We start from the raw sequence: 24,495 nt of genomic DNA, 5'->3' as shown, positions 1-24,495 counted from the left end.
CCTTGTCCTAATTTTCGCGTCAGGAGAGATAGGCTTCCGCCAGCCGCACCCAGAAGCGTGCTGCCGGCGCGATGATCGCGTCGTTGAAATCGTAGTGGGGACTGTGCAGCGGTGCGCTGTCGCCATTGCCGACGAAGAGATAAGAACCGGGCCGCTCCTGCAGCATGAAGGCGAAATCCTCGCTCGCCGTGCGCGGCTGGAACGCTTCGGCGATCTGCCCGGCGGCGAAATACCGTTTGGCGACATCGCGGGCGAAGACCGTCTCCGGGGTGTGGTTGATGACCGGCGGGAAACCGCGGGAATAGGCGACCTCTGCCTTCGCGCCGAAGCTCTCGGCCTGCGCTTCGGCAAGCGCCGGGAGCCGCTCCTCCAGCCTGTCACGCACGGCAGGCGAAAAAGCCCGGGCGGTGATCTGAAGCTCGACGCTTTCGGGAATGACGTTGGAGGCGGTTCCGCCATGGATGGAGCCGACCGTCAGCACCGCCATCTCGCGCGGATCGACATTGCGCGAAACGATGCTCTGCAGGGCGGTGACGAAGCTTGCCGAGGCGAGAACCGGATCGACCGTCTCATGCGGCGCGGCGCCATGCCCGCCCTTGCCGACGATCCGCACCTTCGCCTTGTCGACGGAGGCCATGGCGGGGCCTTCGACGAAGCCAAACTGTCCGGTGTCGACACCCGGCCAATTATGCAGGCCGAAGACGGCATCGACCGGAAACCGCTCGAAAAGCCGGTCCTTTATCATCGCCCTTGCCCCGGCGCCGATCTCCTCGGCCGGCTGGAAGATCAGCGTCAGCGTGCCGGAAAAACTCGATGTTTCGGCAATATACCGGGCAGCGGCAAGCAGGATCGTCGTATGGCCATCGTGACCGCACGCATGCATGACGCCCTGCGTCTGGCTGGCATAGGCAAGGCCGGTTTCCTCGACAATCGGCAGGGCGTCGATATCGGCGCGAATGCCGACGCGTTTTTCGCCATGACCGCGTTTCAACGTGGCGACAACGCCGTGGCCGCCGACACCTTCCGTCACCTCATATCCGAACGACAAGAGATAGCGGGCAATGAGCGCCGCCGTGCGTTTTTCCTTGAGCGAAAGCTCGGGATTCCGGTGGAGATCATGCCGGATGGCGATGCTCTCGTCGATGAAGGCGAGGATTCCCCGTTCGGCGTCGTCCTGCGGACGCGCGCCGTCAATGCGGATATTCATGGTTCTGTCTCCTGCGCGGCTCGCTACGCGCCGCGTCTTGAAATCTGCACCGGGCGGCAATCGTCTCCGCCCTGCAGCAAGCTCAGGCGATGGCCTTGTTCGACCCGTTTTCGCGGCGGGAATAGACGCTTTCCCTGAAAGGCAGGCCGAGATGGTCGCGCAGCGTCGCCCCTTCCAGATGCGGATCGAAATAACCGCGCCGTTGCAGCACCGGGATGACGAGGCGGATGAAATCGTCCAATCCCTCGGCAATCACCGGGAAGCCCAGAATGAAGCCATCGGCCGCATCGTGCTCCACCCAGCGGATGATTTCGTCAGCCACCTTGTCTGGCGTGCCGATAAAACCTTCACGCGGGGTCGCTGCCTCCAGCGCCGCCTCGCGCAGCGTCTGGTTCTTTTCCTTGGCCCGCCGCTTGATGCGGTCGGTCGTGGAGCGGAAACTGTTCTTGCCGATCTCGCCGAGCTCAGGGAAAGGCTCGTCCAGCGGATAGGCGCTGAAATCATGATGATCGAAGAAACGGCCGAGATAAGCGAGCGCATCCTCGATGGTGATGAGGTTGCGAATGACGTCGTATTTCGCCTCCGCTTCCTCCTGCGTCTCGCCGACAATCGGGCCGATGCCGGGGAAAATCTTCACATCGGCAGCGGACCTGCCCTGCGCAACGGCGCTCTGTTTTACACGCTTGAGGAAGGTCTGGTTTTCCTCCAGCGAAGCGGAATTGGTGAAGACCGCATCCGCATGTTTGCCCGCAAGACCGATGCCGGCATCGGAGGAGCCGGCCTGGAATACCACCGGCTGCCCCTGCGGGGAACGCTGGATATTGAGCGGGCCTTCCACCTGGAAGAAGCGGCCCTTATGGCCGAGCGTGTGGAGTTTGGCGCGGTCGAAGAACTGTCCCGTCTCGCGGTTGCGCAGGAAAGCGTCATCGTCCCAGCTGTCCCACAGGCCCTTGATCACTTCGAGATATTCGTCGGCAATCTCGTAACGCAGCGCATGTTCGGGGTGGTTGCGGCTGTAATTCTTCGCCGTACCTTCAAGCGGCGTCGTCACGGCATTCCACCCGGCGCGGCCGCCGCTCAGCAGATCGAGCGAGGCGAACTGACGGGCAATGGTGAAGGGGTCGCTATAGGAGGTCGAAACGGTGCCGGCGAGACCGATCTTCGAGGTCACGGAGGCGAGCGCCGAAAGGATCGTCAGCGGCTCGAACCGGTTGAGGAAATGCGGGATCGACTTGTCATTGATATAGAGCCCATCCGCCACGAAAGCGAAGGCGATGCCCGCCGCTTCCGCCTTCAGCGCGGTCTTCCTGAAGAAGTCGAAATTGACGCTGGCATCCACCGGGCTTTTGGGGTGCCGCCAGGCATTCATGTGCCCGCCGGGGCCCTGTAGCATGATGCCGAAACGGATTTTCTTTCTCGTCATGTCATTCCCTCCTCAGAGAAAATTACGCCGCCCGGGAAAGGCGATGCGTGGCAAGCAGTTCTATCGAGGCAAGCCGCTGATCGGCACCGACATGCGGCGGCTCGATGATGAATTCCTCGATGCCGTGCTCTTCGGAAAGCGCACGAAGCGCCTTGTGAATATCCTCCGGCCCGCCATGCAGGACGTTGGGTTTTCGCTCTTCGATGCGGTAATCGGTATCGCCGGACTGCCGGGCGAATTCCTCCGCCTGTTCTCGGCGGCCGAGGTTGAACGCCCTGCCGTCGCTGAGGAATACCCGGTAGATGCGCTGACCTTCCACCTGTCTCGCGGCATGGGCGGGGTCGCTGGCCGCAAAAGCCGACAAAGCAAGGATCGGAGCGCTTCCGCCGCTTTCTTCCCGAAAAGCCGAGAGGCTGCGGCGGAGAACCTCCGCATCGCCATTGAGATGGCCGGCAAAGACGAAATTCCATCCCCTTGAAGCCGCAAGCCTTGCGCTTTCCGGGCTGGCGCCGAGCAGAAATCGTTCCGCAGCGACCGGTGGCGCAGGTGTCGCCTGCAGTCCGGCCTGTGCGTGGTCCTGCGGCGCGGCGCCGGACAAAAACGTGGTGAGTTCACTGAAGGCCGTTTCGAAATCCGGTTTGCGGGCAGGATCATAGGCCTGCTGCAAGGCCGAAGTCGCCAGCGGCAACCCGCCCGGTGTCTTGCCGATGCCGAGATCGACCCGGCCGGGCGCAAGCGACGACAGCACGTTGAAAACCTCGGCGACCTTGTAAGGGCTATAGTGTTGCAACATGACGCCGCCCGAGCCGACGCGGATGTGGGAGGTTTTCGCCAATATCCACGCCACCAGCGCTTCCGGTGCGGAACCGGCAAGCTCCGGCGAATTGTGATGTTCGGCCACCCAGAAACGGCGGTAACCCAGCTCTTCGGCGCGCCTGGCAAGATTGATCGTGTCGCGGAATGCACTCGCCGCGTCCTCACCCGTTGGAACCGGGCTCTTGTCAAGCAAACTGAGCGTATACATCATCACCTCGCGTGTCTTTGATGCATACTTTGTCTACCGATTTTATATTCTAATAAAGGATGATCGTTCCACGTTGCAGCGCGATCAGAGAAAATATTGTTTTCAGTGATGTTTTCCGAAGCCAGCCCTGGCAAAGCCATCGGTAAGGCAGGAGGAATGACCAAAATGGGCGCAACAGGCCGCTTTCAACGCCAAACCCGGACGAAACGGGCTTGCGCCGGAATTCGCTAAAAACTACTTAGTAAGTTAGGAATAATATGGCTCGGCGCTGCAAAACGTGCCGACTCTCTTTTCGGACCATGCGATGTTGACCAAAAAAGGCAAATACGGATTAAAGGCTCTTGTCGATCTGGCGCGGTTGCCCCAGGGCGAGACCGCCTTCGTGACCGAAATTGCAACCCGCAACAATATCCCGAAAAAATTCCTGGACACTATTCTTCTGGAGCTGCGCAATAGCGGCATTCTGCGCTCCAAGAAGGGCCCGAATGGCGGTTATTCGCTGTCGAAAATGCCATCGGAAATCATGATCGGGCAGGTCATCCGCACGCTGGACGGACCTCTGGCCCCCATTCGCTGTGCAAGCCGCACGGCTTTTGAAGCCTGTGACGACTGTGATGATCCGGAGACCTGTCAGGTTAGGGTTTCGATGACGGACGTGCGTGACGCCATCGCAACCATTCTGGACAACATGACACTCGCACAATTCGTGGCCAAGGACGGGCAGAACGCCCGCTCCATTCCGGCCGGCGAATAGGATTCCGCAGGGCCCTTCATCCGAGATTTGCCTATTGCCTGCGCAGATCGTCGTCCAGCGACGCGATCAGCCCGGCTTCACTGACGCCTTCGACAAGACCGAGGCGCGCCATCAGGATTTCAAGCGTGATGGCATTGTTGCGAACCGAACGAAAGGTGACGTTTTCCGCTCCCACCTGCGCCGCATCGATATTGGCCGCAAGGCTGGATATCTGCGCCTTCAGGAGCTCGATGGCGAGAAATATTTCGCCTATCACGGGTCGCGCCGCGCCATCGCCGGCCAGCCTGTCGATCAGCAGCGCCGAAAGTTCACGCTGCTTCTGCCCCAGAGCCACGGCGGCTTTCAAAAGGGTGGAAACGGAAACGGCCAGATTTCCCGCGCCCTGCGCCAGAAACACCACCTGATCGGCGCGTAACAGACCTTCCCATGAGATATTGGGGCGGTTGCGCAGAACGACAAGCAAAGGCTGCCCGGCCGTGTTGACGGCCGGCACGACAATCCAGTCCGCGTCGCCCCTCACCGAGCCCGCAACGTCATCGGGAAGCCGCAGGGCGTAGTCGTCTTCCGTCACCGTAACCGCCTGATCCAGATCCGCGGCAGATATTGCCAGTGCAAAGGTCTCGCCAAGATCGAGACGGGCGAAGAGCGCCTTGCGCTGGTCTTCGCTGCCGGCATTCCTGATGAATTCAAGCGCGGTGAAATGTTCGACGAGATCATGCGCCGCCGCCGCATCGGCTGCGGAAATGATGGCGAGCGCCTGCGAGAGAACATCGTTGGTGATGTCCGTCCCGCCCAGTTCCGTTGGAACGGAAAGAGCAAGAAGACCGGAACGGGCGATCCGCGCATGGATTTGCCCCGGACTTTCAACGGCGCAGTTTTCGGCGATCGTGCGGGCAACGGTCAGCACATCGATATCCGCGCCGAGGCGTGGAGGAACGAAACGAAGTCTTTCGCCGAGAGGCGTGACGGATCCCATGCTCAACTCCCTCAAAGAATGACAAAGTGAAAGCGCCGAACGACCGGCGCTCAGTCCAGAGAATGATAACGCCCGTTTTGATAGAGCAGCGAATGGCCGGAGCCGATGCGGATCGCCTCCACCTTGCCGATGACGATGACATGGCTGTGCCGTTCGATCGTCTCTTCAATGGTGCAATCGATCGCGGCAACAGCATCTTCGAGAATGGGCGCACCGCTCGACAGCCGGGTCCATTCCGCACCGCGATACCGGTCCGGGCCCTTCAGGCCGCCGATGCCGGCAAACTGATTGGCGACAAACTGATGGTTCGCCCCAACGATGTTGACGGCGAGATGACCGAAACGCTGCACCACCGGCCATGTGGATGAGGAGCGGTTGAGCGCCACCAGAATGCGCGGCGGATCGACCGACAAAGCGGTGGCCGAGGTCACGGTCGCGCCCGTTCGTTCGTCGCCCTCACCCGCCGTAATCACGCTCACACCGCCGCCCAGCGTTCTCAGCGCCGCCTTGAGACTATCGGCATCCGCCGCCTTGCCGGCGACCGGGTCGCGGAGGTTGATGAATTGTTGATCCTTGGCCGCATATTGCAATGTCATCGGGTTGCTCCTGAAAACAGCTGAATTGTTCAATAGCTAGCAGCGGCGGCGGGGGGTGAAATAGACATCGTTTTCCATAATGATAATATTCTATAGAAATAATGTTTTATGTGTCGCCGTCCGATTTAGCCCCGCCGCAAGGATATCTGCCGAAAAGGTGGGAGGCAGAGGTCGCCTCCCGTCGAAGGATCAGGATCCGGACACCAGCTTGACGTTGCCGCCATGACCGCCGCCACCGAAAACCTGTTTCGCGCCGAAAGAAGATCGTATCTGGTTGCGAGGCCCGCCAAGCCCGATTTCCGGAAACAGCAGTTCGGATAGCCGATAGGCTTCCTCCAGATGCGGATAACCCGAGGCAATGACGGTATCGATGCCCAGCGCCTGATATTCCCTGAGCCGCGCCGCTACCGTCTTCGGCGAACCGACCAGTGCCGTCCCCGCACCCGAACGGACGAGACCGATGCCCGCCCACAAATTCGGAGAGACTTCCAGCCGGTCGCGCCGGCCATTGTGCAGCGCCTGCATTCTCGCCTGCCCGACGGAATCCGAAGCCCTGGAGAAGACTTCCTGAGCGGATGCGATGGTTTCGTCGGAGAGCTTCGAGATCAACCGCTCTGCATCTGCCCATGCTTCCTCGTCGGTTTCACGAACGATGAAATGCAGACGGATGCCGAAGGTAACCTTGCGCCCCTTTTTGGCGGCGGCGGCGCGCACCTTGGCGATTTTTTCCGCCACCTGCGCCGGCGGTTCGCCCCAGGTGAGATATTTGTCGGTGATACCGGCGGAAAACTCGATGCCGGCATCGGAAGAGCCGCCAAAATAAAGCGGCGGGCGCGGTTCCTGCACCGGCGGCAGCCCGAGTTTCGCGTCCACCGCCTTGATATATTTGCCGTCGAGGCTTCCCTTGCCGGTTTCGATCAGCGAATTGAACACCTGGAAGAACTCATCGGCGTGGTCGTAACGCTCGTCATGCGGCAGGAAGATGCCGTCACCGGCCAATTCCTGCGCGCTGCCGCCAACCACGATGTTGAGAAGCAGCCGGCCATGGGAAACGCGATCGAGCGTCGAAGCAAGCCGCGCATAATAGGCGGGCGAAGCGACGCCCGGACGGATGGCGACGAGGAATTTCAGCTTCTCGGTATAGGCAGCGAGATTGGCCGCAAGGATGAAGGATTCTTCACAGGCGACACCGGTGGGGATGAGCACGCCTGAATAACCGAGCCGATCGGCAGCCTGGGCTATTTCCCGGAAATAGCCGGGATCGGCAGGACGCGAAAGATCATCCGAGCCGAGATAGCTGCCATCGCCTGAGGTAGGTATGAACCATAGAAAATCGAGTGGTTTATCGGATGTGCTCATCGGCAGGTCCTTTGCAATCTGCCCTTGGGCAATGCGCTTGATGATAAAAGGGTAGCCAATTCCCCGGCGCGTTTAAGAAATTTTGTTCCAATTTCCATCCGGCGAGGAGAGTTTCTCTCCCGGATGAACCGCGCTGCAAAGGGAAAAGGAACCCTCGCTGATGGTAGTCAGAAGACCGGATAAAGGCCGAGCATCGCAAAGTTCATTTCGCAGATCTCTTCCCGTTCGAGTTCGAGATCGCTTTTCTCCTGCCTGATGCGTCCGGAATGATCCAGAGGATGAAGGCTGACCTGTTCCTCTTCCCGCGGCTGACGCCGGGTCAAACCGAACAGATCGAAAGTAAACGCATGAAGTCCCTGCGGCATGTGCGCCTCCTTTGCTCAACTCCCCTTATCCTCAGGCGACCGTCCGAAATCGTCAATATTTTCCATAAAATTACTATTCTATAATTGGAGGATCGCCGGCAAATGTGGACTAAGGTTGCGGCGGCGGGAAAAAATCCGTTTCCGGCTGCCAATAATCGGGCACGGAACCGAACGATCAGTCATTTCCTCAAAAATGCGCGTCGCCCAGGGCAGTCAATCTGCGCAGCCTCGATCCGGCCACCGCCTTTGCAGGTGCGCCATCTGCCTTCAACCGTTCGAGAAGAGCATAACCCTCAGGCCATCGTCCGTAGCCGCTGGCAATATTGATATGTCCGACGGCGCCGAGATTGATGAGATCGCTCCCCCACAGGCTCGCACTGCGCGCGTACTCTTCGCAATCCATATAGGGATCGTTCATGCTGCCCACGACGAGGCTGGGAAAAGCAAGCGGTTGCCGCGGAAACGCGCCGAACCGGACGATACATGGATGCATCGCCTCGACGCGGTCGAGATGGGCGGGTGCGACCAGAAGCGCGCCCTTTATCTTGGCGGCCGAGGGACGAGACGCCATATTCGCCACCAGCAGGCAACCGAGGCTGTGGGCGACGATATAAGCGCTTTCGACTGTCGCCAGCGCGGCCTCGAGACGATCGAGCCAGTCCGCGAGAACCGGGCATTGCCAATTGTCCTGATCGACAAGCTTCGAGTCGGGATCATCCAGCAACCAGTGCCGCTGCCAATGTCCTTCATCCGAACCATTCAGGCCAGGGACAATCAAGGTGGTACACATGCCTGCTCCATGAGTTGTGGGCGGTATGCCGCAAGCATGGTGAATTTCGCGATTTCCGTCGACTATTGCCTTGCTCACCTTTCGAAGCCTCGCGGAAAATCGATCCATCCAATTTAGATCATGCAGAAAATGCGTTCTCCAGGGAGGGAATAATTTCGTCCGTAGGGAATCATTTCCTCAAATTTTTTATATAGAAAATATGTGCAATATAGTCTTTCCAGACGGAAAGCTTTTCCTCCGCCGCATGACAAAAGAAACATCGCTGCTTCGCCGGGCCGCCGCCGCTTTGCCATTCTCGCAGCTGCGGAGGCTTGCGCCTCGCGGGAGACACAAGCGGTGAAGGCCAAACGTCAGCAGGGCCATTCCACCGCACCATAAAACGAAAATTCAGGCGGATAATGTGATCAGCACAAGCGAATTTCTCTGGTACATCCCCAATGACGTCAAACCCGGCCACCGGGGCGACGCCGTCAGCGAAAACCACAATAGTCTCGATACATTGACGAGCCATGCCAAAGCGCTTGAAACCCATGGCTGGAAAGGCGCGCTGCTCGGCACCGGCTGGGGACGTCCGGATACATTTACGGTGGCGGCGGCGCTTGCGGCCCGCACCACCACATTCGAGCCGCTGATCGCTATCCGTCCCGGCTACTGGAAGCCGGCCAACCTCGCATCCGCCGCCGCCACGCTCGACCAGCTTTCCGCCGGTAGAGTTCGGATCAACATCGTTTCCGGCAGGGATGAGCTTGCCGCCTATGGCGATGAAGAAGGCGATCAGGCGCAGCGTTATGCCCGCACGAAAGAATTCATGCGGCTGGTGCGGCGGCTCTGGACCGAGGAAAACGTCACTTTTAATGGCGATCATTTCCGGGTCACGAACTCCACCGTTTCGCCGCGCATCGCCGTGCGCGAAGGCCGGCCGCATCCCAAACTCTATTTCGGCGGCGCTTCCGAAGCAGCCGAGCAGGTTGCCGCAACCGAGGCCGATGTGCAGCTTTTCTGGGGAGAACCGCTCGCTGGCGTGCGCGAAAGGATCGAGCGGCTGAGGCACTTCAGCGAAAAGCTCGGCCGCGATCTGCCGCCGCTGCAATTCGGCCTGCGGATCACCACGCTGGTACGCGAAACCACAGCCGAGGCATGGCGCGATGCGGAAGCGAAAGTTGCCGAGATGGCCGCAAACAATGGCGTACGCTGGAACGACCATCTTCAGGCCGTGGCGGTCGGCCAGCGCCGCCTGCTGGATTTGCACCGTCAGAGCGACGTGCTGGACGACAATCTCTATACCGCGCCGGGCAAATTCGGCGGCGGCGGGGCGGGAACCACATGGCTTGTCGGCTCGGCGGAAGATGTCGCCGCGTCACTGCGCAAATACCGCGCGCTGGGCATCAGCCATTTCGTGCTTTCCGACACGCCCTATCTCAAGGAAATCGAGCGGCAGGGCGAGAGCTTGCTGCCGCTGCTGCTGGATTGATGGGCGTAACCTGAAAATGGGCGGCCCACCTCGGACAGGGCCGCCCTTTTGCTTTCAGCCGCCCGCCGCCTTGATGCTCTGACGACCGAGAATCGTTCGGATCATATGGCTCTGCGGCGCATGCGCCCTTGCCGTTATGGCGTCGCGGTGATGGCGCTCAAGGTCGTAATCCCGGCGCAGGCCGCGATTGCCGCCAAGCTCCAGCGCCAGATCAGTCACCCCCACGGCATTGTCGATAACCACATGACGAACGGCCAGTGCATCGGTTCCCACCCTCTCCCCCGCATCGACATCGCGGGCGACGGAGAGAAGGAGGCGTCGGTTCGCCGCCAGCAGCACCTCGATCTGGCCGAGACCTTCCTGAATGCGGGGGATGGAGGACAGCGGTGCGCCAAGGCTTGCCGGAACATGGCCATTCAGATGGCGCAACAAATCGTCCCGCGCCGAAAGCGCGACACCGTGATAGACGGAGGCCAGCAGAACGAAGAAATTATACCCGTCCGCTTCATCGCGCCGCAGTGGCTCATCCGCCGGCTGCTCGGCGACGATATCGGCAAGCGGCACCTTCACGTCTTCCAGCACCAGATCATGGCTGGCTGTGGCATACATGCCGGTCGCCTCCCATGCTTTTTCCTGGGCGATGCCAGCCGCATCGAGAGGAACAAGAAGCTGAATGAGGCGCGGCGTCTCTTCCGTCGTCACGGCAAGCACGATCGCCCATTTCAGGCCCGGCAGGCCGGTGACGAAGCTCTTGCGGCCATTGACTACCCAGAAATCGCCCTCGATCCGCGCCGTCGTTTCCGGCAGGCCGCCATGGGCGGGCGAACCCACACCCGGCTCCGCCTGCGCATTGTTCAAGAGCGCCGGTTCCCTGCTATTGGCGGCCAGTACCTTTGCAGCAAGTGCTGCCGGCCACTTGCCGCGCCGGATCGCGGCATGAACACTATAGTGCATGGCGAGGATGAGAGCGGTCGACGGATCGCCTTTGGCAATGGCCGTAATGACGGCATGTGCCGTCTCCATGCCCTCGCCCCACCCGCCATCCTTTTCAGCCGTGACGAGACCCAGCAGGCCGGACTTGAAAAGCGCCTCGAAATTACCGGCGGCGAATTCGCCGCTTTTGTCGTGGTCCGCAGCGGTCAGGCTGAAATCCGCGGCCAGCGCGGTTGCAACGGCGACGGGATCTGGCCGCTGCGCCGGTGCGGTCGCAACGGCGGAAAGTGCAACGCTCATGCCACCGCCCTTTCATTTGCCGTGACGAAACGGTCGTCGATCCAGTCGCCCAGATCGAAGTCGTTTTCAAGGAAGCCCCATTGATGCAGGAAGTCCTTGTAATGGCCGACGGCGCCGACAAGATCGGCATCGAGGCCGAGACCGAGATGGCGGTGAACCTCAGCGCCATTGGCGGCCAGAACCTGTTCCTCCGTCGCGCCGGCCTCGCGCGCGATGAAACGACGCGTTTCCTCCGGGTGCTGTTCCGCCCATAGCGAGGCCCGGCCGATGGCGTCAACCAGCCGCTGCACCAGATCGGGGCGCTCATCGGCAAGCCGCCCGTCAACCGTCAGCACCCGTGGCGAACCGGAATTGATGCGTATCTTAGGATCGGGATGAAAACCGAACTCCGCCACTTGCACCGCACCGATCAGGTTCGCGGCGGCAATGCCAGCCGTTCCCTTGACAAAAATCGCATCGACCTCACCCCGCAACAGCGCGATGATCTCCTCACCGAAGGATTGCCGACGCTTCAGGCCGAACAACGACGGCCCTTCCTGCGAGGCCAGCACCGAATCCTTGATGACGATGTCCTTGAGTTCGACATCCTCTATCTTCAGCCCTTCCAGCGAAAGCGCCGATACGATGCCCTTCAGCGCCGTCGCGCGCATGAAATCGACAATGCCTTCCGGTCTGCGCGGCACGCCGAAACGGCGGCCAACGAGATCGGCAAGCGAGCGGATACCGGTTTCCGGCAGGGTGATGATTGCCTGAAACTCATCCGTCCACGTCACCCCGATGAGACGCGTATTGCGCCCCTCCGAACGGGCGCGGATGGGAGGCACATTGCCGCCATGGCGGAAGGACCATTCCAGCGTGTGGTTGAAATGGCTCTGCCGGACGGAACGGTCAGGCGAATCGATGATGGATTTCAACGCTATACCGACCTCCTCGAAGGTCTGCTCGAGATAACCGAGCTGTGCCGCCAGCCCCACCGGTGTGGGCACCGGGCAGCGTGTGTACCAGATTTCAGAAAGTGTCGTGCTCATGGCTTTGGCCTCGATGAAAGGGAAAGGTCCCGGCCCGCCGCAAGGGGCGAGCCGGGTCTGGCGAGACGATCAGGATGCGGCGATATGCGCGAAGGCGAGGCTTCCCGCCACGCCTTCCGCGCCGATGGTGTGATCGGCAATGCGCTTGTTGTAGATGGTGATCTCCGGAGCTGCGACAATGTCGATGGCCGGCACGTCCTCGACGAGAATCTGCTGGATTTCCTTCCATTGCGCGACGCGCTTGTCCGGATCGATCTCGATGGCGGCGGCTTCGAGAAGCGCATCCACCTTCGGATTGCTGTAAGCCGCTCCATTGGAGAAGGGCACGCCCTTCTTGAAGTTCTTCGACCAGTAGAGCCGCTGCACGCCGACAGTCGGATCGAAGAGATTGCTCATGCCCTCATAGGCAAAATCGAAATCGCGATCCGTGTAGATGCGTTTGGTATAGGTGGCGAAATCCTGCGTCCGCACCGTCACCTCCACGCCGACCTTCGCCAGCGCCTGACGAATATAGTCCGCACCGCGCGGATAGGCCTCGGTGCTCGGCACATAGTCCAGATTGAGCTTGAAACGGATGCCATCCGCACCGCGCTTGTATCCGGCCTCATCCAGCAGCGCTTCCGCCGCCTTCAGATCGATCGGATAGGTCTTCAGATCGTCCACGAACCATTTCGTCAGCTTCGGATTGATCGGCCCGGTGATCGTTGCACCATAACCGAAATTGACCGTGTTGAAGATGACGTTGCGGTCAATCACATGCGCGAAGGCGCGGCGGACGCGGACATCCTTGAACACGTCCTTTTCGAGGTTGAATTCCACGCGGCTGATCGAATTGGTATATTGATAGCCATTGGTCTCGAAGCCGAGGCTCGGCAGCTCTTTCAGCCGGTCCAGATCGCTATAGGCGACCGGCGTGCTGGGCGCGAGATCGATTTCACCGGTTTCGATGGCAATCGCGCGAGCCGAAGCATCAGGAATGAAGCGAACAATCAGCTTGTCGAGATAGGGGCGCGGCGCATCCCAATAGTCGGCATTGCGCTCAAAAACGATATGACTGCCCCGCACCCACTCCTTGAACTTGAACGGACCCGTGCCGATAGGCGCGAGATTGACCGGATTTTCGGTCACCTTCGTACCCTCATAAAGATGTTTCGGCACGATGGGCGTTTCGGCGGCGGCAAGCGCGGTTATCAGATAGGGCGCGGGTTTGGAAAGAACCAGAACCGCCGTCAGCTCGTCCGGCGTCTCGACAGCAGTGAGGTTCAGGAATGTATTGCGGCCGCGCGGATGCACTTCCTTGATGGTATTGATGGAGAACGCCACGTCAGCGGAGGTGAATGGCTTGCCGTCATGCCATTTCACGCCGGGCCTCAGATTGAAGGTGTAACGCAGACCATCCGCGCTCACATTCCATGATTTCGCCAGCAGCGGCTTGGGATTGAGGTCGAAATCATAGGTCAGCAGACCTTCGGTGACCTTGGGCGATATATAGACGGAATTATAGGCTGTGTGTGCGATCGTCGTCAGCACCGGCGGCTCCGATGAGATGAGCAGGGTGGCTGTGCCACCGCTTGCCGGCTCCGCCGCGTTGAGCTTCAGCCCCGGCAGCGACACCACGCCAAGCGCCACGGACGCCAGCAGAAATCCACGCCGCGTCGTCTGGTTGAAAATAGTCATGCGATACCCTCTCCTTGATTGAACCGGCCAAAAACCGGCAAACTGAACGGCCGCGTTTAGGAAGAAGTTTGTTCCGCAGACGAGAGCGAACTTGGCATGAAGAACCAATCATTCTCATTAACGGGAATTATCTTTTCTTTATGGCGCATATTTCCGTAAATTTCAGAAAATTATTCTATTACTCTTTGACAAATTCCATAAAATTAGTCAACTAATACCAGCGCCTTCAGGGGCCGATTTCATATTTCCACGCTTACGGACTGGAGCCGATGTCGAATTCGAAACGGATTTTATCGCAGGCAAAAAGGGTGGCCATTCAGGCCGTCCCGACGGTCCTCGGTATTGTCATCCTGAACTTTTTCCTGCTGCAACTGGCGCCAGGCGATGCCGCCGATGTGCTGGCCGCGGAAGCGGGTTCGGCGACCGTCGAAACCATGGCGGAAATCCGCAATCGCTTCGGGCTCGATCTGCCGGTTCTGCATCAGCTGATGAATTATCTCGGCAATCTTGCGCAATTCAGCCTCGGCTTTTCGCCGCGATACGGCATGCCGGTGGCAGACCTCATCGGCCAGCGTCTGCCCGGCACACTCGCCCTGATGGGCGCAGCACTTGGCATTGCGATTTTCGTCGGCGTGTTCCTCGGCTCGATCATGGCGCTTTTCTCCGGCAAGCTGCCGGACCGGATCATTTCCATCGGTTCGCTGATCTTTTATTCCGTGCCGGGTTTCTGGATCGGCCTGATGTTGATCCTGACCTTCTCAGTGAAGCTCGGCTGGCTTCCCTCGGGCGGCGACAGCACCATCGGCAGCAGCCTCACCGGTCTCGACGCCCTGCTGGACAGGCTGCGTTATATCGTTCTCCCCGCCCTTTCGCTGGCGCTCTATTTTCTGGCCATCTATGCCCGCCTTACCCGCGCGGCGATGCTGGAAGTGAGATCCCAGGACTATGTGCGCACGGCGCGCGCCAAGGGCGTCTCTCCGCTCCGTCTCACCACGCGCCATATCCTGCGCAACGCGCTCATCCCCATCACCACCATGGCCGGCATGCATATCGGCGGCCTCCTCGGCGGCGCGGTCGTCGTCGAAACCGTCTTCAGCTGGCCGGGCCTTGGCCGTCTTGCTTTCGAAGCCGTCATGGCGCGGGATTTCAGCGTGCTGCTCGGCATTCTGCTTCTCTCCTCTCTCGTCGTCATCATCGTTAATGCTGCCGTGGACCTGTTGCAGGCATGGCTTGACCCCCGCATCGGAGAAAGCCGATGAACTCATCCCACACAACAGCGGTTCTCAACACGGCGGAACTTGGCGCTGAAGAGACCAATCCCAAACCGAAAAAGCCGGAAGAAAAGGCCTGGCCCTATATTCATGCGCCCGATGCGCTCTCGGCCCGCTCCGTCTCCGTGCCGCGACGTGGACTGCGGCGCGAACTGAAAATCTTCCTCACCAATCCCAATGCCATCGTCGGATTGCTGTTTCTCGCCACCGTCATCGTCACCGCACTGATCGCCCCGTTGATCTATCCCGGCGATCCCCTGGAAATGGTGGCCCGCCCGTTCCTGTGGCCGGGCCAGAACGCGGCCTATCCGCTCGGCACCGATTCCATGGGCCGGGACGTTCTGGCCGGCATCGTGCATGGCGCGCGTATCTCGCTCACCGTCGGGGTCGTGGCGACGCTGATCGGGCTCACGATCGGCATCGCGGTCGGCGCTTTCGCCGGTTATTTCGGCGGCGTCATTGACGATATTCTCGTCAAGCTGATCGAAATCTTTCAGACCTTACCCAATTTCGTCCTGCTGGTGGTGCTCGTCGCCATCGCCCAGCCTTCGGTCACCACGGTCACGTCGGCCATCGGCATCATCACCTGGCCGCTCGTTGCACGTCTTACCCGTGCGGAATTCCGCGCCATCCGCGAGAAGGATTATGTGCTCGCCGCTCGTAGCCTCGGTTATGGCCATGCCCGCATCGTTTTTCAGGAAATCCTGCCCAATGCGCTGCCACCGATCATCGTCACCTCATCCGTCATGGTGGCAGGCGCGATCCTCATGGAAGCAGCGCTTTCCTTCATGGGGCTTGGCGATCCGAACCGGGTTTCCTGGGGATCGATGATCGGTTCCGGCCGCGATGTCATCCGCACAGCGTGGTATCTGACCGCCCTTCCCGGCCTCGCCATCGTCTTCACCGTCATTTCGCTAAACCTCATCAGCGATGGTCTCAACGATGCGCTCAACCCCCGTTTTTCGGAGGAACGCCGATGAGCAAACTGATCGAAGTCCATGATCTCTCCGTCAGCTTCGGCTCCGCCCAGCCGGTCAAAGGCGTCAGTTTCGATGTCAGCCCCGGCGAAATGCTGGCCATTGTCGGTGAAAGCGGCTCCGGCAAATCCCTGACGGCGCTTGGCCTAATCGGCCTCCTGCCCTCCCACGCCAAGACCGGCGGCCGGGTTCTGCTCGAGGGTCGCGATCTGCTGCCGCTTTCCGAGCGGCAATGGCGCGGCATTCGCGGCCGGGATATCGGCATGATCTTTCAGGAGCCGATGACCTCTCTGAACCCGGTCCTGACGGTCGGCGAACAGATCATCGAGGTGCTGCGCATCCATGAAAAGATTGACCGGCATCAGGCGCGCAAACGCGCCATCGAGCTTCTGGAACTGGTCAATATTCCAGACGCCCGCCGCCGGGTGGACGATTATCCGCACCAGCTTTCCGGCGGCATGCGCCAACGTGTGATGATCGCCATCGGCGTTGCCTGCAATCCGAAACTCCTGATCGCCGACGAGGCGACGACAGCGCTCGACGTGACGATACAGGCGCAAATCCTGCAACTGCTCGACAATCTGCGCCGCGATCTCAACATGGCCGTCATCCTCATCACCCACGATCTCGGCATCGTGGCGCAATGGGCTGACCGGGTGATGGTCATGTATGCCGGCCGCAAGGTGGAAGAGGGATTGCCGGAACCGGTTTTCTCCAACCCCTACCATCCCTATACGCGCGGCCTGCTCACCGCCTCGCCGCGCGCTGAAGATGGCCAGCATTATCGCGACGGCCCGCTCATCGAGATTCCGGGCTCCATCGTTTCCGCCACGGGGGAACGCGGTTGCGCCTTCCGTCCGCGCTGTCCGAGCGCCCGCGGCTTCTGCGGGCAATATGTACCACCGCTGAGGGAAATTTCGGACGGCCGCTACGCCGCCTGCCCCTTCGTTGCCACCACATCCCAGAAGGTATCCGATGACGCTCTTGTCAGTGCATAGTCTTTCCACCCACTATACGGGCGGACGCGGCACCGTGCGCGCCGTCGATGACGTCTCGCTCGATATCGAGGCGGGTGAAACCGTGGCCCTGGTGGGCGAATCCGGTTGCGGGAAGTCTTCGCTGGGCAAATCGCTGATGCGTCTGGTCGAGCCGTCTTCCGGCCGGATCACCTTCAAGGATGCCGACGTCACCGCAATGACGTCATCCGAATTGCGCGGCATCCGCCGCCGCATCCAGATGATCTTTCAGGATCCCTTTGCCTCGCTCAATCCGCGCCAGACGGTACGCACCATCCTTACCGGGCCGCTGAAAGTGCACGGTATCGGCGACCGGGCGCGTCAGCGGGAGATCGTCGAGGCCATCGTCGCGCAGGTCGGCCTGCCGGCGGATTCGCTTGACCGTTATCCGCATGAATTCTCCGGTGGCCAGCGCCAGCGCATCGGCATTGCCCGCGCGCTGGTTCTGGAACCGGAACTGGTCGTCTGCGACGAGCCGGTTTCCGCGCTCGATCTTTCGATACAGGCGCAAATACTCAATCTTCTGGTGGAGATGAAGAAGCGGCTTTCGCTCTCCTATCTCTTCGTGTCCCACGACCTTTCCGTGGTGCGTTATTTCTCCGACCGCGTGCTGGTCATGTATCTCGGCAAGATCGTCGAAAGCGCGCCGACATCGGAACTCTGGGCTTCCCCGAAGCATCCCTATACGCGTGCCCTTTTGGCCGCCGTTCCCGATCCCGCCCGCCGCAAACAGGCCGCGCCGATTTCCGGCGACCTGCCGAGCCCGCATAACCCGCCATCCGGCTGCCGGTTTCATACCCGCTGCCCGCTCGCCACCGATCTCTGTCGCGAAAAAGCGCCGGATTACACCCTTTTCGGCAAGAACCACGCCGTGGCCTGCCACCATGCCCAATAAACTGAAGGAGCAACCATAATGGTCGACTATCGCTATCTCGGACGCAGCGCGCTGAAAGTTTCACCGCTGAGCCTCGGCACGATGATGTTCGGAGGCCCGACGCCGGATGACGTGGCCTTCCGCATCATCGACAAGGCGCGCGAGCAGGGCATCAATTTCATCGACACGGCCGATGTCTATCACAACGGCAAGTCGGAAGAAGTCGTCGGCCGCGGCATCAAGGCCAGCCGCGATCACTGGGTTCTGGCGACGAAATTCGTCAATTCCCACACCAAGGGCCCGAACCTCGGCGGCCATTCGCGCAAATGGGTGATCGAGACCGTCGAAAATTCGCTGCGCCGTCTCAACACCGATTATATCGACATCCTATATTTCCACCGCGCCGTCTTCGATGCGCCGCTGGAAGAGCCGGTGCGCGCCATCGCCGATCTCATCCGCGCCGGCAAGCTGCGTTATTTCGGCGTGTCGAATTTCCGTGGCTGGCGCATCGCCGAAATCTCGCATCTGGCCGATCAGCTTGGCATCGACCGGCCGGTTGCCAGTCAGCCGCTCTACAACATCGTCAACCGCACGGCCGAAGCCGAGCAGCTGCCGGCGGCTAATCATTATGGCCTTGGCGTCGTGTCCTATTCACCGCTCGCACGCGGCGTACTGACCGGCAAATATCAGCCGGGCGAACAGCCGGGTGCCGATACCCGCGTCGGCCGTGGCGACAAGCGCGTTCTGGAAACGGAATGGCGTCCGGAATCGGTCGAGATCGCCCAGAAGGTCGCGGCCCATGCCGCTTCGAAGGGTGTTTCGGCGGCGGATTTCGCGCTCGCCTGGGTGCTGAACAACAAGTTCGTCACCGCCGCCATCACCGGCCCGCGCACCGAAGAGCACTGGAACGGCTATATCCGCGCCCTCGATGTGAAAATCGATGCCGAAGATGAAGCACTGGTCGACAGCCTCGTGACAACAGGCCATCCCTCGACACCCGGTTTCAACGATCCAAGCCATCCCGTCGAAGGCCGCGTGCCGCGCAATCTCGAACCCGCACACCGCCCGGCGCTCAAGCCGCGCGCGGTCGCCTGATCGTCCAGACGAAAAAAGCCTGCGGCGCGATTGTGCCGCAGGCTATCACATCCGCTCACGGGAAAACCGCAATGTCCAATCCGAAACCACAGACAACCACCACCGACAATTCCGGCGTACCGAGCCGTGACGAGATTCTGGACCGGGCAAAGGACATTGCGGCTATCGCGGCCCGGGATGCCGCCCGCCGCGAGCGCCAGCGGGAACTGCCCTTCGATATTTTCGCTCTTATCAAGGAGGCAAAGATCGGCACGCTGCGCGTTCCCGAAGCCAAGGGCGGACCGGGCGGCTCGATTGCCGACTATATCGAAGTGCTGATGATCCTCGGCGAAGCCGACAGCAATATTCCGCATGCGCTTCGCAGCCATTTCAATTTCACCGAAAACCTTGCTCTTGCACCCATCGAGCTGGAGGACCGGCGGCACCTCGAACATGTGCTTGCCGGCAAGCTCTTTGCGGGAGCCAGCACCGAACAGGGCACCAAACGCCCCGGCGAAATCACCACGCGGCTGAGTGCGGATGGTGACCGTTACCGGCTGAACGGCCGCAAATGGTATGCGACCAGCACAGCTTTTGCCGATTTCGGCACCTTCAGCGCCATTGGCGATGACGAGCAGCCGATCGGCGTGCTCATTCCGCTCGATCGCTCTGGCATCACCATCCTCGATGACTGGGACAGCATGGGCCAGCGCATGACGGCGAGCGGCGGTGTTCTGCTGGAGAATGTCGAGGTACTGCCGCATGAGCTGACGACCCGCAAGCTCGGCAGCCAGATCGGCCGCCACAGCTCGGCCATGCGGCAGCTGCATCTCGCCGCCTCGGCCGCCGGCGCCGTTCAGGGCGCGCTGAATGACGGTGTGGAGTATGTTTTACGCCAGGCGCGCACCACGCTCCACAGCAGCGCCGAAACCGCCAATCAGGACCCCTTCGTGCAGAAGATGCTCGGCGAAATCAGCGCCGGCGCTTTCGCCGTGAAGACGCTGATCCGCGAAGCGGCAAGAACGCTCGACCGCACCGCCGCCGCCTTTGCGAGCGGTGACGAAGAGGCGATAGAGGCGGCCCTGCTGGAAGGTTCGCTCGCCACAGCCCGCACCCAGATCATCGCATCGCAGCTTTCGCTGACGGTCGCCACCAATCTTTACGAACTCGGCGGCGGCTCGGCGACATCGAGCGAGCGGAATTTCGACCGCCACTGGCGTAATATCCGCACGGTCTACAATCACAATCCGCTCGCCCACAAGGCGCGGGTAATCGGTGACTATTACCTGAACGGCACCACGACCCACCTCAGGGAAGGCCGGGTGTTCTGACTATGCGGAAGATGCAGGCGGCAAAGGAGGAACAGCAATGAGAACGGAGTTTATCGCTCCCGCCGCGAGCCGGGCAGCTTTTCGCCTGCCCACACTTTCCCGCCTGCCACCGCTGACCGCCTTGCGCGCCTTTGTCGTCGCCGCCCGTCATGCAAGCTTTTCGCGGGCGGCGGAGGAACTGCATGTCTCGACCGCTGCCATCGGACAGCAGGTGCGAATTCTCGAGACCCATCTCGGCCAGCCGCTTTTCAGCCGCCAGCGCGGTGAATTGCTGCTGACGGATGCCGGCAGTGCGCTTTATCCCGGCCTTGCCGATGCTTTCGAGACCATGATCGGCAGTCTTTCCGACCTGATGGTTTCAAACGCCCGGCGGCAGCTGAAGGTTCTAGCCGAGGGTTGCTTTGCCGCCCGCTGGCTGGCGCCGCGGCTGGGCAGCATCGTTCCGGCGCTCGGAGACGTGGAGCTTTCCATTGAATCCCTCGAGAGCGAAACAATCGACCTCCCCCATTTCGACGCCGATTGCGCCATCGTTGCCACCCATGCGCAGATTCCGGGCTTCATTCATGAGCCGCTTTTCGCCGATACCGTCAGCGCCCTCTGCACCCCGGAATTCGCTGCACGCCATAGGCTTGCAGACGAACCGGAGCGCTTGCGGGATCTCGGTTTTGCGATGTTGCGTGGCAATGGCCTGGACCCGGCCTTCGAATGGGCGAACTGGCTTCGCGCCTGCCGCATTCCGCTCAGGCTCTCTGTGACCGGCCCACGTTTTTCACGCCAGACGGCGCTGATAGAGGCAATCTCCTCCGGCCACGGTATCGGCCTCGTGCGCCATTCGCTGATTTCGGAAGAGCTGAAAAACGGCCGGCTGATCGCTCCCTTCGGCGCACCGCAGCCGACCGCCAGCCGTTATCACCTGCTGACCAGCCCTGACAGGCGGCGGCTGCCGGAGGTCGCGTCTCTACTCGCCCTGTTGCGCGAGGATATGCGCTCTCTCGAGGCCGCCGCCTGAACACGCCCGTCCCACCTCAGGCGCGTTCCCTTTGCAACTCTCTGGCCGAATAGATATTTTCCGGCCGAGGCAGGCCATAGTGATCGCGCAGCGTATCGCCCTCATAATCTTCGCGGAACAGCCCACGCTGTTTGAGTATCGGCACGACCTCGTCGACGAAGTTGTCAAACCCGCCATTCAACCATGGCGGCATGATATTGAAGCCGTCGGCCGCGCCCTCGCGGAACCAGGTCTCTATCCAGTCCGCCACCTGTTCCGGCGTTCCGGAAATCACCTTGTGGCCACGTCCGCCAGCAAGCCGGTGCAGCAATTGCCGGATCGTCGGATTTTCCCGGTCGATGACATCGAGAACCAGCTGATGGCGGCTGCTATCCGCCTGCGCCCGTGTCGCCTCCACGGCCTCCTTCGGCAAAGGCTGGTCGAGATCGGCCGATGAGAGATCGATGCCGGTGATGCGCTGCAATTGCCCGAGCGAAAAGGCTGGCTGGATGAGATCGTTGAAAGAGGCCTCGAGCCTGCGCGCCTCCTCTTCGGTTGACGCGATGAAGGGGCTGATGCCTGGCAGGATTTTCACATGGGCGGGATTGCGCCCCGTGGCCGCGACGCGCCGCTTGATGTCGGAATAAAAAGACCGCGCACTCTCCAGAGTCTGATGCGCGGTAAAGATTGCCTCGGCATAATGGGCGGCGAAACCACGCCCTTCCTCCGAGGAGCCAGCCTGCACATAGACCGGCCGGCCCTGCGGTGAACGCGGCACATTCAGCGCGCCCCGCACCCGATAAAATTCCCCGTCGTGATTGGCCGGATGGATGCGGTCTGTATCGGCGAAAAGGCCGCTTTCCTTATCCGCAACAATGGCGTCATCTTCCCAGCTGTCCCAGAGCTTCGTCACCACATCCACGAACTCGATTGCCTGACGGTAACGGTCGGCATGCGGCGGATGCTTCTGGAGATTGAAGTTGCCGGCCGCAGCATCCGCCGACGTCGTCACGATGTTCCAGCCCACCCGGCCGCCGCTGATATGATCGACGGACGCGAAGAGCCGGGCGAGATTATACGGCTCGTAATAGGTGGTGGAGGCCGTGGCGATGAAGCCGATCTTTTCCGTGACGGCGGCAAGCGCCGAAAGCATAGTGATCGGCTCCAGCCGGTGGCGGGCGGCATAGCGGATATTGGCATCCAGCACCGGCGCATCAGCAAAGAAGATGGCATCCAGCTTGGCCGCCTCGGCCTTGCGGGCGATATCTTGGTAAAGCCTTATATCGGTGACGCGGTGCGGCTCCGAATCCGGATGCCGCCAGGCCGCCTCGTGATGTCCGCCAGGATAGATGAAGGCGTTAAGAACCAGCTTCTCGAATTTTCTGCTCATGGAAATGACCTCTTATTCGCTCTGAACCGAAGGGTTGGGAGGCTCTCACGCCTCCTTCGTCACCCAGGCCTTGGCGAGATTGCCGCTCAGCCCCTCCGCCCCGGTCGCATAATCCTTGATGCGCACGCTGCCGACGACGGGCTGGATGGGAGAGACGAGATTGATGACGGGAAGATCCCTGGCGATAACGGCCTGAAATTCCTTGAAGAAAGCGGCGCGTTTTTCGATATCTGGCTCCACCGCCGCTGCTTCCAGTAGCCGGTCCACTTCGGGATTGGCGTAGTGGCTGGCATTGGAGAATGGCAGGCCGATCTTGAAATTCTTGCTCCAGTAGACGCGCTGCACGCCCGCAGTCGGATCGAAGGTATTGGAGAGGGATTCCACCGAAAGGTCCCAGGCGCGGTCGGTATAGACCACCTTCACATAGGTGCCGAAATCGAATTTCTGGATATCCGCCTCAATGCCGATTTTCGACAGCGCCTGCGCGATGAAATCCGAATAAGTCTGCGGATTGAAGGGGTTGGTGGTAACCCGAAGCTTGAAGCGCTTGCCGCCATCCTTGCGCGGAAAACCGGCCTCATCCAGCAGCTTTTCAGCCTGTGCGACATCGAACTTGGCAAACCCGATATCGGGATTGTGGAACTTCGCAAGGCCGGGGCTGATCGGCGTCGGCGATGGCACGGCGTAACCATAAAGCACGGTATCTATGAGCGCCGGAACATCGATGGCATGGGCGATGGCCTGCCTGACCTTCAATTCCTTGAGGTATTCGTTTTCCAGGTTGATCACCAGCTGGTTCTGCTGGCCGGCATAGGCATAGATGCGGTCATCAACCTTCAGCGTCGGGATGGATTTGAGCCGTTCCAGATCGGCAAGCGCCACCGGGTTGGGGCCGATGTCGCCTTCCCCGGTTTCCAGCGCCGCAGCGCGTGCGCCCGCATCGTTGATGAGGCGGATGATGACGCGGTCGAGATAGGGGCGCGGCGCATCCCAGTAATCGGCATTCTTCTCCAGAAGAATATGGCTGCCCGGCACCCATTCCTTGAGCACGAAGGGGCCGCTGCCGATGATCTGGGCGGGTTTTGGATTATCGGTCGGCTTGAAGGTCTCGAAGATGTGCTTCGGCACAATTGGAGATTCCGACGAGGCAAGCGCAGTGATCAGGCCCGGCGCCGGCTTGGAAAGCTTCACCTTCGCAACCAGCGGATCGGAGGCATCGACACTTTCAACATGCGAGAAAGTAGCGCGGCCGCGCGGATGGGCTTCCTTCAGCCGCAGAATGGAAAATTCCACATCCGCCGATGTCACCGGTTTGCCATCGTGAAACTTCGCCTTGGGCTGCAGGTTGAAGACATATTCCAGCCCATCGGCCGAAACGCTCCATTCCCGGGCGAGGCTCGGCTTGGGCGAAAGCTCGTAATCATAGGTCAAAAGCCCGTCATAAATCTTCGAGCCGATAAACTGCGGACCGCCCGCACTGGTATTGATCGCCACGAGCTGGGTCGGCTCGGGAAAATAAACAATCTTGAGCGTGCCGCCCGAAACCGGCTCTTCGGCAGCGGCAAAGGAACCGCCTGGAAGCGCGACGAAAGCGCCAGCGGCAAGTGCAATTTTGTGAAACTGGCGTCTGGAAATGGTCATGTCTGTCTCCGAAAAAATCCGATATGCGGG

Annotated in this window: 22 protein-coding genes; 9 read left to right on the top strand and 13 right to left on the bottom strand. The window is 60.6% G+C overall.

Features of this window, described 5'->3' with window-relative positions:
* Nucleotides 1-19: 19 nt before the first annotated feature.
* The 3 genes from BTE54_RS18560 to BTE54_RS18550 form a co-directional block, all read right to left on the bottom strand.
* Nucleotides 20-1,207: a M20 aminoacylase family protein gene (locus BTE54_RS18560; RefSeq protein WP_078053484.1), complete on the bottom strand. Its 1,188-nt coding sequence runs from the start codon at nucleotides 1,205-1,207 to the stop codon at nucleotides 20-22.
* Between the two features lie 82 nt (nucleotides 1,208-1,289).
* A complete protein-coding gene (locus BTE54_RS18555; RefSeq protein WP_078053483.1) occupies nucleotides 1,290-2,630 on the bottom strand; it encodes an LLM class flavin-dependent oxidoreductase in 1,341 nt (446 codons plus the stop codon).
* A 22-nt stretch (nucleotides 2,631-2,652) separates the two neighbouring features.
* Complete coding sequence (locus BTE54_RS18550; RefSeq protein ID WP_162934182.1) at nucleotides 2,653-3,657, bottom strand: LLM class flavin-dependent oxidoreductase; 1,005 nt, start codon at nucleotides 3,655-3,657, stop codon at nucleotides 2,653-2,655.
* Between the two features lie 301 nt (nucleotides 3,658-3,958).
* Between BTE54_RS18550 and BTE54_RS18545 the strand changes: the two genes are divergently transcribed.
* Nucleotides 3,959-4,408, top strand: coding sequence for an Rrf2 family transcriptional regulator (locus BTE54_RS18545; RefSeq protein ID WP_059753414.1), 450 nt, complete (start codon nucleotides 3,959-3,961; stop codon nucleotides 4,406-4,408).
* A 31-nt stretch (nucleotides 4,409-4,439) separates the two neighbouring features.
* Here the strand turns inward: BTE54_RS18545 and BTE54_RS18540 are convergent, their stop codons facing one another.
* The 5 genes from BTE54_RS18540 to BTE54_RS18520 all read right to left on the bottom strand — a co-directional run bounded on the left by BTE54_RS18540 (nucleotide 4,440) and on the right by BTE54_RS18520 (nucleotide 8,494).
* Nucleotides 4,440-5,384, bottom strand: a complete 945-nt coding sequence (locus BTE54_RS18540) for an acyl-CoA dehydrogenase family protein (protein WP_078053481.1) — start codon at nucleotides 5,382-5,384, stop codon at nucleotides 4,440-4,442.
* 50 nt (nucleotides 5,385-5,434) lie between these two features.
* Entirely contained in the window at nucleotides 5,435-5,980 is a 546-nt protein-coding gene (locus BTE54_RS18535) for a flavin reductase family protein (protein ID WP_003524682.1), read from the bottom strand.
* Between the two features lie 189 nt (nucleotides 5,981-6,169).
* A complete protein-coding gene (ssuD, locus tag BTE54_RS18530) occupies nucleotides 6,170-7,339 on the bottom strand; it encodes an FMNH2-dependent alkanesulfonate monooxygenase (RefSeq protein WP_020808882.1) in 1,170 nt (389 codons plus the stop codon).
* A gap of 167 nt (nucleotides 7,340-7,506) precedes the next feature.
* On the bottom strand, nucleotides 7,507-7,704 hold the full coding sequence (locus tag BTE54_RS25135) for a hypothetical protein (protein WP_003524684.1): 198 nt from the start codon (nucleotides 7,702-7,704) through the stop codon (nucleotides 7,507-7,509).
* Nucleotides 7,705-7,891: 187 nt separating this feature from the next.
* Nucleotides 7,892-8,494, bottom strand: coding sequence for an alpha/beta hydrolase (locus BTE54_RS18520; RefSeq protein WP_078053480.1), 603 nt, complete (start codon nucleotides 8,492-8,494; stop codon nucleotides 7,892-7,894).
* A gap of 400 nt (nucleotides 8,495-8,894) precedes the next feature.
* On the opposite strand from BTE54_RS18520, the gene BTE54_RS18515 reads away from it, so the two are divergent.
* A complete protein-coding gene (locus BTE54_RS18515; protein WP_078053479.1) occupies nucleotides 8,895-9,965 on the top strand; it encodes an LLM class flavin-dependent oxidoreductase in 1,071 nt (356 codons plus the stop codon).
* Nucleotides 9,966-10,019: 54 nt separating this feature from the next.
* Here the strand turns inward: BTE54_RS18515 and BTE54_RS18510 are convergent, their stop codons facing one another.
* The 3 genes from BTE54_RS18510 to BTE54_RS18500 form a co-directional block, all read right to left on the bottom strand.
* Entirely contained in the window at nucleotides 10,020-11,198 is a 1,179-nt protein-coding gene (locus BTE54_RS18510) for an acyl-CoA dehydrogenase family protein (RefSeq protein WP_078053478.1), read from the bottom strand.
* Nucleotides 11,195-12,226 (bottom strand): ABC transporter substrate-binding protein, encoded by a 1,032-nt coding sequence (locus BTE54_RS18505; protein ID WP_078053477.1) that lies wholly within the window; start codon nucleotides 12,224-12,226, stop codon nucleotides 11,195-11,197. The genes BTE54_RS18510 and BTE54_RS18505 overlap by 4 nt, the downstream gene beginning before the upstream one ends.
* 69 nt (nucleotides 12,227-12,295) lie before the next feature.
* Nucleotides 12,296-13,903 (bottom strand): ABC transporter substrate-binding protein, encoded by a 1,608-nt coding sequence (locus BTE54_RS18500; RefSeq protein WP_078053476.1) that lies wholly within the window; start codon nucleotides 13,901-13,903, stop codon nucleotides 12,296-12,298.
* Nucleotides 13,904-14,172: 269 nt separating this feature from the next.
* Here BTE54_RS18500 and BTE54_RS18495 point away from each other — a divergent pair, with 269 nt between their 5' ends.
* The 7 genes from BTE54_RS18495 to BTE54_RS18465 all read left to right on the top strand — a co-directional run bounded on the left by BTE54_RS18495 (nucleotide 14,173) and on the right by BTE54_RS18465 (nucleotide 21,455).
* Nucleotides 14,173-15,162, top strand: coding sequence for an ABC transporter permease (locus BTE54_RS18495; RefSeq protein WP_078053475.1), 990 nt, complete (start codon nucleotides 14,173-14,175; stop codon nucleotides 15,160-15,162).
* A complete protein-coding gene (locus BTE54_RS18490; RefSeq protein WP_065117477.1) occupies nucleotides 15,159-16,154 on the top strand; it encodes an ABC transporter permease in 996 nt (331 codons plus the stop codon). The genes BTE54_RS18495 and BTE54_RS18490 overlap by 4 nt, the downstream gene beginning before the upstream one ends.
* The gene (locus BTE54_RS18485) at nucleotides 16,151-17,149 is read left to right on the top strand and encodes an ABC transporter ATP-binding protein (RefSeq protein ID WP_078053474.1); all 999 of its coding nucleotides are present in this window, start codon (nucleotides 16,151-16,153) and stop codon (nucleotides 17,147-17,149) included. Before BTE54_RS18490 ends, BTE54_RS18485 begins: the two co-directional genes overlap by 4 nt.
* A complete protein-coding gene (locus BTE54_RS18480; protein ID WP_078053473.1) occupies nucleotides 17,127-18,062 on the top strand; it encodes an oligopeptide/dipeptide ABC transporter ATP-binding protein in 936 nt (311 codons plus the stop codon). Before BTE54_RS18485 ends, BTE54_RS18480 begins: the two co-directional genes overlap by 23 nt.
* Nucleotides 18,063-18,080: 18 nt before the next feature.
* A complete protein-coding gene (locus BTE54_RS18475; protein WP_078053472.1) occupies nucleotides 18,081-19,136 on the top strand; it encodes an aldo/keto reductase in 1,056 nt (351 codons plus the stop codon).
* A 71-nt stretch (nucleotides 19,137-19,207) separates the two neighbouring features.
* Entirely contained in the window at nucleotides 19,208-20,446 is a 1,239-nt protein-coding gene (locus BTE54_RS18470; RefSeq protein ID WP_078053471.1) for an acyl-CoA dehydrogenase family protein, read from the top strand.
* A 37-nt stretch (nucleotides 20,447-20,483) separates the two neighbouring features.
* The gene (locus BTE54_RS18465; protein WP_078053470.1) at nucleotides 20,484-21,455 is read left to right on the top strand and encodes a LysR substrate-binding domain-containing protein; all 972 of its coding nucleotides are present in this window, start codon (nucleotides 20,484-20,486) and stop codon (nucleotides 21,453-21,455) included.
* A 16-nt stretch (nucleotides 21,456-21,471) separates the two neighbouring features.
* Here BTE54_RS18465 and BTE54_RS18460 read toward each other — a convergent pair whose 3' ends face one another.
* Together BTE54_RS18460 and BTE54_RS18455 are read right to left on the bottom strand one after the other, a co-directional pair.
* Nucleotides 21,472-22,824 (bottom strand): LLM class flavin-dependent oxidoreductase, encoded by a 1,353-nt coding sequence (locus tag BTE54_RS18460; RefSeq protein WP_078053469.1) that lies wholly within the window; start codon nucleotides 22,822-22,824, stop codon nucleotides 21,472-21,474.
* Nucleotides 22,825-22,869: 45 nt separating this feature from the next.
* Nucleotides 22,870-24,465 (bottom strand): ABC transporter substrate-binding protein, encoded by a 1,596-nt coding sequence (locus BTE54_RS18455; RefSeq protein ID WP_078053468.1) that lies wholly within the window; start codon nucleotides 24,463-24,465, stop codon nucleotides 22,870-22,872.
* Nucleotides 24,466-24,495: the final 30 nt, after the last annotated feature.

It is taken from the genome of Agrobacterium sp. YIC 4121, assembly GCF_002008205.1.
Lineage (GTDB): Bacteria > Pseudomonadota > Alphaproteobacteria > Rhizobiales > Rhizobiaceae > Agrobacterium > Agrobacterium leguminum.
The sequence above is the reverse complement of the archived record's forward strand: the minus strand, read 5'-3'. Positions and strand labels throughout refer to the sequence as shown.